We start from the raw sequence: 14057 nt of genomic DNA, 5'->3' as shown, positions 1-14057 counted from the left end.
CGAGGGCTCCGGCGTCCGACCACGGGCGTAGAGGGACGCGGAGATTTCGATACGGGGAACACCCAGGGGACTCTCAGGGTCGACCCTGAGATGTCACCGTGACGCTTGACTGACGTCATCAGTGACGTCATAGTGGAGTCATGGATTTGACGCCGTACCTCGAGACCCTCCGCGCCGACCTCACGGCCGCCGCGGCGCCGGCCGGGCCGGAGACGATCCGGGCGGCCGAGCTGCTCGGGCACTCACTCGAGTCGTCGGCCCGGCTGGCGCTGCTGGAGGCGCTCTCCGACGCCGCCGCCGAGATCACCACGCGGCTGCCCGAGTCGAGCGTCGAGGTGCGGCTGCGCGGCCGGGACGCCGACCTGGTGGTCACCCACCACGCGCCGGAGCCCCCGGCGCCCCCGGCCCCGCCCGCCCCGCCGGTGCCGCCCGACAGCGGCGACCTGAGCCGGCTCACCCTGCGGATGCCCGAGTCGCTCAAGACCCACGTCGAGCAGACGGCCGCGGCCGAGGGCATCTCCGTCAACGCGTGGCTGGTGCGCGCGGTGACCATGGCTGTCAACGTGCCGCCACCCGCCCCTTATCCGGGCGGTCGCAACCCCAAGCGAGTGACCGGCTTCTTCCAGGCCTGATCTCCCTCCGTTCCGCCTCTTGACTCTTCCCCTGGGTGAGGGTCGAGCGTTTCCGCATGCCCTCTTCACCGTTAGGAGACCCCTCATGTTCGAGTTCGAGCACCCCACCCCGGTCACGGTCACCCTGCGCGCCAACTCCGGCGTCGTGGCCCTGCACGCCGAGGAGCGCGACACCGTGCAGGTCACGGTCGAGCCGATGGACGACCGGGACAGCTCGGCCGAGGCCGCCGACAAGACCCGCGTCGTCCTCGACGGCGACACGCTGCTCATCGAGGTCCCGCACGACGCGAAGATCTGGCGCCGCTCGGCCAAGCTCGCCATCACGGCCCGGGTGCCGATCGGAAGCGCCCTCAACGGCAAGAGCGCCTCGGCCGACATCCAGGCCGCAGGCGTCTGGTCGGACGTCAAGCTCGACGTCGCCTCGGCCGACGTGGAGCTGGCCGAGGCCACCGGCAACGTCTCGCTGGACTCCGCGAGCGGCGACCTCAGCGTCGGCCGGGCCGGCGGCCTGGTGAAGCTGGACACCGCCTCCGGCGACGTGCGGCTCAATGACGTCACCGGTGACGCCAAAGTGAAGTCGGCGAGCGGCGATGTGTTCGTCGGAACGGCCGCGGGAGCGCTCCGGGCGTCCACGGCGTCGGGCGACGTCATCGTCGGCCGCCTCAGCGCCGGCCAGAGCGAGATCCGTACGGCCTCGGGCGATGTGCAGGCCGGCATCGCGGCCGGCGCCGGGGTGTGGCTCGACCTCAACACCGCCTCCGGCCGCACCACCAGCGACCTCGCGCCGCAGAGCGAGACCCCGGCCACCGGCAGCACGATCGAGCTGCGGGTCCGCACGGCCAGCGGCGACATCCACATCCACCGCGCCACCACCGAAGGGAAGGCCCTCTGATGCTGCCCGACAACCGCTTCGAGATCGAGAACTCCGCCCGCCGCCGCCTCACTGGGGGCCGCCGCAAGCGAGCCGGACGCTTCACCCCGCCGGAGTGGCCGGTGAGCCGGGGCCCGACACCCAACCCGCGCCGCGAGAACTGAGCCTGTGGACGACTCCGGATCGGCGGGACCGGCCTGGGGACAACTGCGGCAGCGGGCTTGACGGCGCGCTAACCTGGCCCTCCCTCCCAAGGCTGGGGTGGGGGTGGGGGCGGCGGCTCGGCAAGATCCTTGATCAAGGGCGGTTGCCGATCTTGGTCAGGCGCCGGGTTTGACCAGGCCCGTCTCGTAGGCCAGGACCACCGCCTGGGTGCGGTCGCGCAGGCGCAGTTTGGTCAGCACGTGGCCGACATGAGTCTTGATCGTCGTCTCGCTCACCTGGAGCGCGGCGGCGATCTCGGCGTTGGAGTGCCCGCGCGCGACGTGGATCAGCACCTCGCGTTCGCGCTCGGTGAGAGTGTCGAGCTTGCCGGCGGCGGTCGTCTCGGGGGCGGGCAGGGCCTCAGCGACCCGTACGAGGATGTGGGCCAGCACCGGGGGAGCGATGACCGCGCCGCCCGCCGCCACGGCCCGCACGGCGGCCACCAGCTCCTCGGCCGGGGCGTTCTTGAGCAGGAAGCCCGCGGCGCCGGCGGTGATCGCGGCCAGCACGTCCTCGTCGGTGCCGTGCTCGGTGAGCAGCAGCACCCGGACGGGCAGGCCGGACTGCGCCACGGCGCGGGCCACGCCCAGGCCGTCGACGCGGGGCAGGTCGAAGTCGGCGATCAGCACGTCGGGCAGCAGCCGGCGGGCCAGATCGACCGCCTCGCCGCCGTCGCCGGTCTCACCCGCGGCCACGATCTCGACCGGCCCGCCGGCCGCGGTCAGGATCGCCCGCAACCCGGACCGCTGCATCGGCGCGGCGTCGGCGAGGAGCACGCGCAGGGGCCGTTGCGCCGTCAACGCGGCCCCCGGGTGGCGAGCGGGCGGGGCGAGTGCATGGCGACACCCTAGGGGGTCAGGCCAGGCGGTCGTCGTCGGCCGGGCCGACTTGCAGGGGCACGCCGGGGGCGGACGGGTAGGGCGGCGGGGTGCCGCCCTTGGCCGGGCACAGGGCCTGGTGGCTGCACCAGCCGCACAGCCGGCTCGGCTTGGGCAGGAAATTCTGCTCGCGCTTGGCCCGCTCGATCGCCTCGGACAGGGCGACCAGGGTGCGCTCGAAACGCTCCAGCTCGTCGGCGTCGGGGCTGTAGTCGCAGACCTCGGCGTCCTTCAGATAGAGCAGGCGCAGGACCCGGGGGACGACGCCGCGGGTGCGCCACAGCACCAGCGCGTAGAACTTCAGCTGGAACAAGGCCCGGCCCTCGAAGGCCTCGCGGGGGGCGCCGCCGGTCTTGTAGTCGACCACGCGCAGGTCGCCGCTGGGGGCCACGTCGAGGCGGTCGATGTAGCCGCGGATCAGCAGCTCGTCGTCGACCAGGGTGGAGACCAGGGTCTCGCGCTCGGCGGGCTCAAGCCGCCGCGGATCCTCCACCGCGAAATAGCCGGGGAGCAGGGCCTGGGCGCCGGCCAGGAAGGCGGCCAGCCGGGCGGGCTCGTCGGCGCCGGGGGAGAGGCCACCGGTCGCGTCGGCCTCGGCGGCGACAGCGGCGGGATCGGCGAGCCCAGCCGAAGCGGCGACAGCGGCGGGATCGGCGAGCCCAGCCGAAGCGGCGACAGCGGCGGGATCGGCGGACCCAGCCGAAGCGGCGACAGCGGCGGGATCGGCGGACCCAGCCGAGGCGGCGACAGCGGCGGGATCGGCGAGCCCAGCCGAGGCGGCGGCACCGACGGGATCGGCGGCGCGGACCGGTGCGAATCCGGCATCGGCCGGCAGGGCGACCCCCGCCGAGGCGGCCACCGGATCAAGAACGGGCGCCGACCCATCTAGAACGGTCTGACCGGGGATTTCAGAACTCGTGGCCGCCGCGAAGATCTCGGACAGCTCGGGCTCCTGCTCCAGCAGCCGTTGCCACGAGGGGGCGACCAGCGCGGCCGCGGCCTCCGGCGTGCGCTCGGCGGCGGGCAGGTCGAACAGCGACTCGAGCACGGCGTGCACCAGTGTGCCCCGCACCTGGTCGGCGGTGGGCTGCTCGGGCAGGCGGTCGATCGTGCGGAAGCGGAACAGCAGCGGGCACGTCTTGAAGTCGGCCGCGCGCGACGGTGACAACGAGGGGCCGGCGTGCGGCGCCTGGACCTCGGCGGGCGAGGCGGGGGAGACCGTCATGGCAAGAAGGCTAGGGCAGAGGTATGACAAAAACGCTGAGAGGGGCTCTCAGGTCGCTTCCGTAGCATCGACGCCGTGGACGACAGCACGGCGAGCAGCAACGGGGCGCGGCAGCGGCGGCAGACACGGCGCGCCGGGCGGCCCGTGGGTCACGTGCTGGGCATCCCGATCTTCGTCAACGGGTCCATGGTGCTGCTGGCCGCCCTGGTCACGTTCGTCTACGGCGGCTACGTGCGCGACCGGCTCGACCTGCCCGGCCCCCTGGCGTACGTGGTGGGCTTCGGCTTCGTGGTCTGCCTGCTGGGCTCGGTGCTGCTGCACGAGCTGGGCCACGCGCTGACCGCCCGCCGCTTCAAGATCGGCGTCCGCGGCATCACCCTCGAGCTGCTCGGCGGCTGGACCGAGATGGATCGCGACGCGCCCACCCCGCGCGTCGACGCCCTGGTCAGCCTGGCCGGCCCGGCCGTCAGCCTCGTGCTCGGCGGCGTCGCCACGGCGGCCTTCCTGGCCCTGCCCGACCGCACGATGCCCGAGCAGATCGCGTTCCAGCTGGCCGCCAGCAACATCCTCGTGGCGATCTTCAACGTGCTGCCGGGGCTGCCGCTCGACGGCGGGCGGGCGCTGCGGGCCGGACTGTGGGCGATCTTCAAGGACCGCAACCGCGCCACCGAGCTGGCCGGCTGGGCGGGCCGGCTGATCGCGTTCGGCACCGGCATGACCGCCTTCTGGTTCTACCGGCTGGGCACGATCACCCTGCTCGGGCTGCTGTTCGTGCTGCTCGTCGTGTTCACCCTGTGGCAGGGCGCGGGCCAGTCGATCCGGCTGGCCCGGATGACCCGCCGGTTCCCCCTGGTCGACCTCAACCAGCTGGCCCGCCCGCTGCTCACCGTGCCCGCCGGCACCCCGCTCGGCGAGGCCCAGCGCCGCCGCTCGGAGGACCCGCGGCCCAACGTGGTGCTCGCCGTGTCGGACTCGGCCGGTAATCTCACCGCACTGGTCGACCCGGTCGCCGCCGAGCGCGTGCCGGTCGACCGGCGCCCGTGGGTGGCCGTCGACAGCGTGGCCCGCTCGCGTGACGCGGTGCCCGCGCTCCCGCTCGGGCTCAGCGGCGAGCAGGTCGTCCGCGCGCTGCAGGCGCACCCTGCCGCGCAATACGTGGTCACCTCGGGCGAGGATGTGGTGGGAGTTCTGCGGGTGGGTGACGTCGCTCAGGTGCTGGAACCCCGCCGCCCGCAACGCCCCGTGAAGCAGAAAGAGAAGTAGTGACCATTTCGCCTGCCACCGTCGTCGACGACTCGCAGCCCGCGCACCGCGGGCCGTTCCGGGCGGGTGACCGCGTCCAGCTCACCGACCCCAAGGGCCGGATGCACACGATCGTGCTCGAGCCGGGCAAGTCGTTCCACACCCACCGCGGCGCGATCGAGCACGACGCCCTGATCGGCCTGCCCGACGGCAGCGTCGTCACCTCGACCGGCAGCACGTCCTACCTGGCGCTGCGCCCGCTGCTGAGCGACTTCGTGCTGTCCATGCCGCGCGGCGCGCAGGTCATCTATCCCAAGGACGCCGCCCAGATCGTCGCCATGGGTGACATCTTCCCGGGCGCCAAGGTCCTCGAGGCCGGGGTCGGCTCGGGCGCGCTGACCTGCTCGCTGCTGCGGGCGGTGGGCACGAGCGGAGAGCTTCACTCGTACGAGTTGAGGGACGACTTCGCCGCGATCGCGCGCAAAAATGTGGAGTCGTTCTTCGGCGGCCCGCACCCGGCGTGGCACCTGCACTCGGGCGACGTGGCGGGCAACCCGGAGACCGGTTTCGACCGGATCGTCCTCGACATGCTGACCCCGTGGGAGGCCCTCGACATGGTCGAGAAGGCGCTCGTGCCGGGCGGGGTGTTCATCGGGTACGTGGCCACCACGCCGCAGCTCTCCGAGCTCGTGGAGGCCCTGCGCGAGCGGGGCGGGTGGACCGAGCCGCGGGCCTGGGAGTCGCTGGTGCGCGACTGGCACGCCGAGGGCCTGGCCGTGCGGCCCGACCACCGGATGATCGCGCACACGGCGTTCCTGGTCTCGGCGCGCAAGCTCGCGCCCGGCGTCACCGCGCCGCCGCGCCGGCGCAAGCCGAGCAAGGGCGCCGAGGCGTACGCGCTCAAGCGGGCCGCCCAGGCCGCGCTCGCCGCCGAGCCCGCCGCCGAGCCCGCCGCGGAGATCGACGCGGAGATCGACGAAACACCGGCCGACCAGGGTCCCTCGCCAGAGATGTGACGCGGCGTGGCGCGGTCGGGTAGCTTCCTTTTCGGCAGTGGCACGGCTCGGGGAGGATCGGGTGGGCGCGATGAGTTCTCCGCCGTTCGGCGGCAGCAACGAGATGCCGGCGGTCTTCCCGGACTGGTCGCCCTACCAGGATCTCGACTCGGCCGCCCGCGCCTACCTGCGTGATCCCGAGGTGGCGCTGGACGCGCTGTTTGGCGTGCTGCGCGGCGCCTCGGTGCTCAGCTTCACCCTCGAGCGCTTCGTCAACGAGGTCAACGGCGTCTGGCAGGAGGTCGTCATCTGCGACGGCAGCCGCCTGGTGCTCTGGCACGGCGAGGACGTGGCGCCAGGCGACGGCCCGGTCGGCTCGATGACCTCGTCGCTGCGGGTGGTGCCGCTGTCTACGGTCACCGAGGTGGGCTGCCGGCGCCGGCTCACCCGCACGTCCAACGGCCAGGCCCGGGTCGACAGCATCGACGTCTACCTGCTGCTCAGCTCGGTCGACGACGCCGTGCCGCCGCCCGGCATGGATGAAGGTGAATCACGCGCCACCATCCGGCACGACGCGCTGCGCTTCGGCAAGACCCTCGACGACGGCGGGCCGGGCCAGATCGCCCGTCTCGAGGAGTTCTCGCGCGTCGTCGCGTCGCTCGTGGGGCGTCCGACACTGTAGGGGTCGTCCGGACCCCCTAACGTTCGTTTCGGGCTTGTGACTTTTTTCCCGTTCTCACCAGGGCCATCGACGGGTTTGCGCGGCCGCCGGCACCCCATCCCGTACGGGGGAAGGGTTTGCTCGGTTTTCCGCTGCGCAGCAGGTAGACGCCGTCGCGCGCCGGGAGGCCGTCCGGGCGGAAAACAACCCCGGGGACGGTATCGGAACCCACCGACAAAGACCTTGCGGGCACCGGCCTAATGGATCAAGACTCGGTGACGAGGGTGTTGCACGGGTCGAAATCCGGTCCGCAGCGGCTAGTGTTATCCCAAGACGTTCGAGCCCCCGGGGAGGTGGGACGTGGCACGTAGCGACGAGGCGGATTCACGCGCCGCACGTTGGGAGAAAGAGGCCAACGATCTCTCCAGCCAGGTCGCGTTCCTGCAAGAGGAACTCGCCCTTGTTCGGCGGAAGTTGACCGAAAGCCCACGACACGTCCGGCAGCTCGAGGAACGGCTCGCGGCAACGCAGGCGCAGCTGGCCCGACTGACCGAGAACAACGACCGGCTCGTGGCGACCTTGAAGGAAGCCCGGGCCCAGATCGTCACTCTCAAGGAAGAGATTGACCGGCTCGCCCAGCCGCCCAGCGGTTACGGCGTTTTCCTCATCGCCCACGAGGACGGCACGGTGGATGTCTTCACCGGCGGCCGCAAGCTCCGCGTGGCGGTCTCCCCGTCCCTCGAGGTCGAGGAGCTCCAGCGCGGGCAGGAGGTGCTGCTCAACGATGCGCTGAACGTGGTCGACGCGTTCGGCTTCGAGCGCACCGGTGAGGTGGTCACGCTCAAGGAGGTCCTCGCGGGCCCCGACGGGCAGCGCGGCGACCGGGCCTTGGTCGTCTCGCACGCCGACGAGGAGCGGATCGTCTCGCTCGCCGACTCGCTCGAGATCGAGAAGCTCCGTGCGGGCGACTCGCTCATGATCGAGCCGCGGTCGGCGTACGCCTACGAGCGCATTCCCAAGAGTGAGGTCGAGGAGCTCGTGCTGGAGGAGGTGCCCGACGTCGACTACACCGACATCGGCGGCCTGCACTCCCAGATCGAGCAGATCCGCGACGCTGTCGAGCTGCCGTTCCTGCACGCCGACCTGTTCCGGGAGCACCAGCTGCGCCCGCCGAAGGGCATCCTGCTCTACGGCCCGCCCGGCTGCGGCAAGACCTTGATCGCCAAGGCGGTCGCCAACTCGCTGGCGAAGAAGATCGCCGAGCGGCGCGGCGAGGAGAAGCACACCAGCTACTTCCTCAACATCAAGGGCCCGGAGCTGCTCAACAAGTACGTGGGTGAGACCGAGCGGCACATCCGCCTGGTCTTCCAGCGGGCCCGGGAGAAGGCCGGCGAGGGCACGCCGGTCATCGTGTTCTTCGACGAGATGGACTCGATCTTCCGCACCCGTGGCTCGGGTGTCTCCAGCGACGTCGAGAACACCATCGTTCCGCAGCTCCTCAGCGAGATCGACGGCGTCGAGGGCCTGGAGAACGTGATCGTGATCGGCGCCTCCAACCGTGAGGACATGATCGACCCGGCCATCCTGCGCCCCGGCCGGCTCGACGTGAAGATCAAGATCGAGCGCCCGGACGCCGAGGCGGCGAAGGACATCTTCGGCAAGTACATCCTGCAGGGCCTGCCGCTCAGCACGGACGACCTGGCCGAGCACGGCAACGACGCCGCCGTCACGGTGGCCGCGATGATCGACGCCGTGGTCATGCGGATGTACACGGAGTCCGAGGAGAACAGGTTCCTCGAGGTCACCTACGCCAACGGTGACAAGGAAGTCCTCTACTTCAAGGACTTCAACTCCGGCGCCATGATCCAGAACATCGTGGACCGCGGCAAGAAGATGGCCATCAAGGAGTTCCTCACCAGCGGCAAGAAGGGGCTGCGCCTGCAGCACCTGCTCGACTCCTGCGTCGACGAGTTCCGCGAAAATGAGGACCTGCCCAACACGACCAACCCCGACGACTGGGCCCGCATCTCCGGCAAGAAGGGCGAGCGGATCGTCTACATCCGCACGCTCGTCTCCGGTGGCAAGGGCGCCGAGGCCGGCCGCTCGATCGAGACGGCCAGCAACACCGGTCAGTACCTGTAACGACGGTTTTCCAGCGCGGGCCGGGGGTTTCCCCCGGCCCGCGCCGTCGTTGCACCACCCATGAGGCGCTTGGACTGGCTCGATGCCTTGCGGGGGCTCGCCGCGCTGACGGTCGTGCTGTTCCACCTGAGCCCGCAGGTGATCGGCACCGAGGCGCACCTGGCCGTCATGCGCCACATCGACCTCGGCAAGACCGCAGTGCTGCTGTTCTTCCTGGTCAGCGGGTACGTCATCCCGATGTCGCTGGAACGGCACGGCTCGCTGCGCCGGTTCTGGATCGGGCGGCTGTTCCGGATCTACCCGGCCTACCTGGCCACGATCGCCGTGTTCGCCCTGCTCGCCGCGGCCGGGCTGCTGCACTGGCAGGCCTCGCTGCGTGCGGAGACCGGCACCGGGGTGCTCGCGCACGTGACGATGATGCCCGACCTGGTCGGCGTGCGCGGCGTCGTGCGCGTCTTCTGGACCCTGTCGTACGAGATGGTCTTCTACCTCGTCGTGACCGGGCTCTACGCGTGGGGCCTGCACCGGCACAGCGCGTGGTACGCGGCGGCGCTCGCCCTGACGGCGTGGGCGGTGCCGCTGCCGGACGCGCTGCTGGGGGAGAACCGTCGCCTCCTGGCCGCTTTGCTGCTGCTGGGCCTGCTCCTGACCCTGACCTTGGTCTTCGCGGCTCGGTCGCGGGCGGCGGGAGTGATCGGGATCGGCTTCGTGCTCGTGCCGGCGCTCAACGGGCATCCGGCGGCGGCCAGCACGGTGCGGTCGTCCCAGCAGGCACTGCTCCTGCTCGCCGTGATGTTTGCGGGCACAGTGGTGTATCGCTGGCAACACGGGCAGATCGGACGAGTTGCCGGGCCGGCCGCCCTCGGGGTGGTCGCCGCGAGCGTCGTCGGTGCGCAGTGGACACAGCGCGCCTGGCTCGCCGACGTGTTCGCGGTTGCGACGATTTTCCTTATCGCGTACGTATTTCGGCACCGAACGATGCCGCGGGCGCTCACCTGGCTCGGCCGGATCAGCTACTCCCTGTATCTGCTGCACGTGATCGTGCTCTTCCTTTTGCCGCGAATCGTCCCGGATCTCGGGACACAACCCCTCCCCGTACGCGTGATTACCGGGCTGGCGTACCTCGCGAGCGTTCTCGGTCTCGCCTGGCTGTCGTACCGCATCGTGGAACGCCCGGCACAGCGACTCGGCCGCCGCCTGCTCGACAAGATCGATACCCGTCACCCACCGCCGCCGATCCCGGCCACCCAGCGTGCCGCGCCGGGCACGGGGCGGGGCGAGAACGCGCGCGAGAGCGTCTAGGCTCGATACATGAGCAGCAGGGGCAGCGTGGCGGGCGGGGTGGTCGCATGAGCGTTCGACGGATTATGGGCACCGAGGTCGAGTACGGCATCTCCGTTCCCGGGCAGCCCGGCGCCAACCCGATGGTCACCTCGTCGCAGGTGGTCAACGCGTACGGGGCCCGGCCCGAACTCAACCGCGGCGGACGCGCCCGGTGGGACTACGAGGAAGAGTCGCCGCTGCGCGACGCACGCGGCTTCACCTACTCCGGGGCGGCCTACGACCCGGCCGACGCCCTCGCCGACGAAGACCTCGGCCTGGCCAACGTGATACTGACCAACGGGGCCCGGCTCTACGTCGACCACGCCCACCCCGAATACAGCACCCCCGAATGCACCAACCCGCTCGACATCGTCAAATGGGACAAGGCCGGCGAGCGCGTGATGGCCGAAGCGTCCCGGCGCGCGGCCACCATCCCCGGCACCCACCGCATCCAGCTCTACAAGAACAACACCGACAACAAAGGCGCCTCGTACGGGTCGCACGAGAACTACCTGATGAAGCGGCAGACGCCGTTCGCCGACATCGTCGCCCACCTCACGCCGTTCTTCGTCACCCGGCAGATCTTCACCGGCGTCGGCCGCGTCGGCCTCGGGCAGGACGGCTCCGGCGCCGGCTTCCAGATCAGCTCCCGCGCCGACTTCTTCGAGGTCGAGGTCGGGCTCGAGACCACGCTCAAGCGGCCGATCATCAACACCCGCGACGAGCCCCACGCCGACGCCGACAAATACCGCCGGCTGCACGTCATCATCGGCGACGCCAACCTCTCCGAGATCGCCACCTACCTCAAGATGGGCACCACGGCGCTGGTGCTCAACATGATCGAGGAGAAGGTGTTCAGCGGCGACCTCGGCATCGCCGACCCGGTCAGCGAGCTCAAAGCCGTCAGCCACGACCCGACGCTGCAACACCTCATCCGGCTGCGCGACGGCCGCAAGCTCACGGCCCTCGACCTGCAATGGGCCTACTACGAGCGGGCGCGGGCGTTCGTCGACGAGCGTGAGGGTGACGACGCCGACGAGCAGACGAAGGACGTGCTCGACCGGTGGGAAGACATCCTCGACAAGCTCGGCCGCGACCCCATGGAATGCGCCGACACCCTCGACTGGGTGGCCAAACTGCGGCTGCTCGAGGGCTACCGCGAGCGGGAAAACCTGGGCTGGTCCTCGCCCAAGCTCCAGCTCGTCGACCTGCAATACGCCGACGTGCGCCCCGAGAAGGGCCTCTACCACCGGCTCGTGGCGCGGGGGTCGATGAAGACGCTGCTCGACCCCGAGGACACGCAGCTCGCCATGTCGGAGCCGCCGGAGGACACCCGGGCCTACTTCCGGGGGCGCTGCCTCGCGCAGTACGCGTCCGAAGTGGTCGCGGCCAGCTGGGACTCGGTCATCTTCGACGTCGGGCGCGAGTCTCTCGTACGGGTGCCGATGATGGAGCCCGAGCGCGGGACGAAGAAGCACGTGGGCGCGCTGTTCGACAAGTGCGAGAGCGCGAAGGACCTTCTCGAAGTGATCACCAGCCGCTGAGAAACACCCGGACCGGCGGGGCGTTTTGTCACAGGGGCGAGGTAGATTTTTCTCAACCCGTAGTCGCTGGCTTCGGGTGGCGCAGAAGGGGGAAACCGATGGCAACTCGGGACACCGGCGGGCAGTCGCAGTCGGGCAAGGGCCGGCAGGACGAGCAAGTCGACGAGACCACCACTGAAGCCAACCCTGAGGTAGCCGAGCGGCACGCCGAAATCACCGAGGACGTCGACGACCTCCTGGACGAAATCGACTCCGTCCTCGAAGAGAACGCAGAAGAGTTCGTGAGGGGATACGTGCAAAAAGGCGGGCAATGAGGCTATTGTCCGATTCGCGTAGGGGCTAAGCCCTCAGCGAAATGATCGCCGCGGCAACCCCGCGGAGGCTCCGTGCGGCCGTCAGGTGCTCCCTCGCCTGGCGGCCGTTGCCGTCCGGCCCAACACGTCGACCACGATCATCGCCCCGGCGTTGTGCAGCGGGATAAGGTTCTTCAACTGCACCGGTAACCCGGGGATGCCGGAGCGAACACGTATCTGAAAGGAACCACGTGGCAAAGGACTTTGATCCATCCGGGCGCATGCCGGATTACTTCACCAACGCGGGGACGTCCTCCTTCACGCAGTTCCTGACCCACGCGTCACCCGAGCTGCTTCCGGGCCGCCGGCCGTTGCCGCCGGGGTTGTCGGCTGACATCGCGCCGCATGCGACGACGATCGTGGCCATCGCTACGGCTGACGGTGTTGTGATGGGTGGCGACCGGCGGGCGACGATGGGCAATCTCATCGCCAGCCGGGATATCGAGAAGGTGCACCCCGCCGACTCGTATTCGCTGATCGGCATCGCGGGCACGGCCGGTATCGGTATCGAGCTGATGCGGCTGTTCCAGGTGGAGCTGGAGCACTACGAGAAGATCGAGGGCACGATGCTCTCGCTCGACGGCAAGGCGAACCGGCTGGCCGGCATGGTGCGCGGCAACCTCGGCGCGGCGATGCAGGGCCTGGCCGTGGTGCCGCTGTTCGCCGGCTTCGACCTGTCGCCGACCGACCCGGCCAAGATCGGGCGCATTTTCAGCTTCGACGTGGCCGGCGGCCTCTACGAGGAGACCGGGTACGACGCGATCGGCTCGGGTTCGCTGTTCGCCAAGTCGGCGCTGAAGAAGAAGTACCGGGTGGGGCTGAGCACCGACGAGGCGATCCGGTTCGCGGTCGAGGCGCTGTACGACGCGGCCGACGACGACACCGCGACGGGCGGTCCCGACCTCACCCGCAAGATCTTCCCGGTGGTGATGACGGCGACGGCGAGCGGTGTGCACCGGCTGACCGACGCCGAGATCACCGCGGTGGCCGAGCAGGTCGTCGCCGGGCGCATGGAAAATCCGGGCGGCTGAGTCCGGTTGTTGTTCGCAGCCGAATTCACCAGGGACGAGAGGGAGTAGCCACCCGTGGCCATGCAGTTCTACGCATCACCCGAGCAGGTCCAGCGGGACCGCTCGGAGTACGCCCGTAAGGGCATCGCCCGCGGCCGTTCCGCCGTGGTGCTCACGTACGAGGGCGGCATTCTGCTGGTCGCCGAGAACATCACCACGCTGCGGAAGATCAGCGAGATCTACGACAAGATCGGGTTCGCGGCGGTCGGGCGATACAACGAGTTCGAGTCGTTGCGCCGGGCCGGCATCCGGATGGCCGACGTGAACGGCTACAGCTACGACCGGCGCGACGTCACCGGCCGGTTCCTGGCCAACGCGTACACGCAGACGCTGGGCGCGATCTTCACCGAGACCCAGAAGCCGTACGAGGTGGAGATCTGCATCGCGCAGGTCGGCGCCTCGCCCGAGACCGACGAGCTGTATCGGATCACGTACGACGGCTCGGTCATGGACGAGCCCGGGTTCATGGCGATGGGCGGGCAGGCCGAGGCCATCTCGACCGTGCTGCGCGAGCGGCACGACGGGGCGGCCGAGCTGCCGACGGCGCTGCACCTGGCGGCCGAGGCGCTGGGCAGCGTGGGTGGCGAGAACGGTGCGACCCGCACGCTTGACGCCAAACAGCTCGAGGTGGCGGTGCTCGACCGGCGCCGCAAGGGCCGCGCGTTCCGGCGGATCCAGGGCGCGGCGCTGACGACGCTGCTCGAGGGTGACAAGAGCGTGCCGGAGCAGGACCTGGGCGACGTGGACGCCGCTCCGCCGCCGCCCGCCACCGACAAGCCCACGGTGTCGGCCGCGTCCGAGGAGGAGCCGAACTCCCCGGAGAGCGCCGACCCGGCCGAGCCGTCCGACGGCGTCAACGGCGACGGTTCCTGACCGCTGAGCCCGGGACGCGGCGCCGACCGCGTCCCGGGTCTACG

At 70.4% G+C, this 14057-nt stretch carries 12 protein-coding genes and 2 pseudogenes; 11 read left to right on the top strand and 3 right to left on the bottom strand.

Annotated elements, in window-relative coordinates; translation table 11 throughout:
• The first annotated feature begins 140 nt into the window (after nt 1-140).
• Nucleotides 141-632, top strand: coding sequence for a hypothetical protein (locus JKJ07_RS32505; RefSeq protein WP_202995698.1), 492 nt, complete (start codon nt 141-143; stop codon nt 630-632).
• Between the two features lie 85 nt (nt 633-717).
• A complete protein-coding gene (locus JKJ07_RS32500) occupies nt 718-1524 on the top strand; it encodes a DUF4097 family beta strand repeat-containing protein (RefSeq protein WP_202995697.1) in 807 nt (268 codons plus the stop codon).
• 299 nt (nt 1525-1823) lie between these two features.
• Here JKJ07_RS32500 and JKJ07_RS32495 read toward each other — a convergent pair whose 3' ends face one another.
• The 3 genes and pseudogenes from JKJ07_RS32495 to JKJ07_RS50335 form a co-directional block, all read right to left on the bottom strand.
• Complete coding sequence (locus tag JKJ07_RS32495) at nt 1824-2507, bottom strand: LuxR C-terminal-related transcriptional regulator (RefSeq protein WP_268919314.1); 684 nt, start codon at nt 2505-2507, stop codon at nt 1824-1826.
• A gap of 55 nt (nt 2508-2562) precedes the next feature.
• Nucleotides 2563-3147, bottom strand: a pseudogene (locus JKJ07_RS50345) (RecB family exonuclease); the annotation flags it as partial.
• A 348-nt stretch (nt 3148-3495) separates the two neighbouring features.
• A pseudogene (locus JKJ07_RS50335) lies at nt 3496-3810 on the bottom strand (RecB family exonuclease); the annotation flags it as partial.
• Nucleotides 3811-3963: 153 nt separating this feature from the next.
• Here JKJ07_RS50335 and JKJ07_RS32485 point away from each other — a divergent pair.
• The 9 genes from JKJ07_RS32485 (at nt 3964) to prcA (ending at nt 14013) form a co-directional block, all read left to right on the top strand.
• The gene (locus tag JKJ07_RS32485; protein WP_202995974.1) at nt 3964-5073 is read left to right on the top strand and encodes a site-2 protease family protein; all 1110 of its coding nucleotides are present in this window, start codon (nt 3964-3966) and stop codon (nt 5071-5073) included.
• Nucleotides 5073-6068, top strand: a complete 996-nt coding sequence (locus JKJ07_RS32480) for a tRNA (adenine-N1)-methyltransferase (RefSeq protein WP_307834516.1) — start codon at nt 5073-5075, stop codon at nt 6066-6068. The genes JKJ07_RS32485 and JKJ07_RS32480 overlap by 1 nt, the downstream gene beginning before the upstream one ends.
• A 70-nt stretch (nt 6069-6138) precedes the next feature.
• Nucleotides 6139-6729 (top strand): hypothetical protein, encoded by a 591-nt coding sequence (locus tag JKJ07_RS32475; protein WP_166661368.1) that lies wholly within the window; start codon nt 6139-6141, stop codon nt 6727-6729.
• Nucleotides 6730-7068: 339 nt separating this feature from the next.
• Nucleotides 7069-8850 carry a proteasome ATPase gene (gene arc / locus JKJ07_RS32470; RefSeq protein ID WP_202995695.1) on the top strand — a complete coding sequence of 594 codons (1782 nt, stop codon included), beginning with the start codon at nt 7069-7071 and terminating at the stop codon, nt 8848-8850.
• A 60-nt stretch (nt 8851-8910) separates the two neighbouring features.
• Nucleotides 8911-10152 carry an acyltransferase family protein gene (locus JKJ07_RS32465; protein ID WP_202995694.1) on the top strand — a complete coding sequence of 414 codons (1242 nt, stop codon included), beginning with the start codon at nt 8911-8913 and terminating at the stop codon, nt 10150-10152.
• Between the two features lie 47 nt (nt 10153-10199).
• Nucleotides 10200-11717, top strand: a complete 1518-nt coding sequence (gene dop / locus JKJ07_RS32460) for a depupylase/deamidase Dop (protein ID WP_369077009.1) — start codon at nt 10200-10202, stop codon at nt 11715-11717.
• A 98-nt stretch (nt 11718-11815) separates the two neighbouring features.
• Nucleotides 11816-12031 (top strand): ubiquitin-like protein Pup, encoded by a 216-nt coding sequence (locus JKJ07_RS32455; RefSeq protein WP_202995693.1) that lies wholly within the window; start codon nt 11816-11818, stop codon nt 12029-12031.
• A gap of 230 nt (nt 12032-12261) precedes the next feature.
• Nucleotides 12262-13101, top strand: coding sequence for a proteasome subunit beta (gene prcB / locus JKJ07_RS32450; RefSeq protein ID WP_202995692.1), 840 nt, complete (start codon nt 12262-12264; stop codon nt 13099-13101).
• Nucleotides 13102-13155: 54 nt separating this feature from the next.
• Nucleotides 13156-14013 carry a proteasome subunit alpha gene (prcA, locus tag JKJ07_RS32445; RefSeq protein ID WP_202995691.1) on the top strand — a complete coding sequence of 286 codons (858 nt, stop codon included), beginning with the start codon at nt 13156-13158 and terminating at the stop codon, nt 14011-14013.
• Nucleotides 14014-14057: the final 44 nt, after the last annotated feature.

The sequence above is a fragment of the Paractinoplanes lichenicola genome, assembly GCF_016785085.1.
GTDB lineage: Bacteria > Actinomycetota > Actinomycetes > Mycobacteriales > Micromonosporaceae > Actinoplanes > Actinoplanes lichenicola.
Note: the sequence above shows the minus strand (reverse complement) of the source record. Positions and strands in the feature narration are given on the sequence as shown.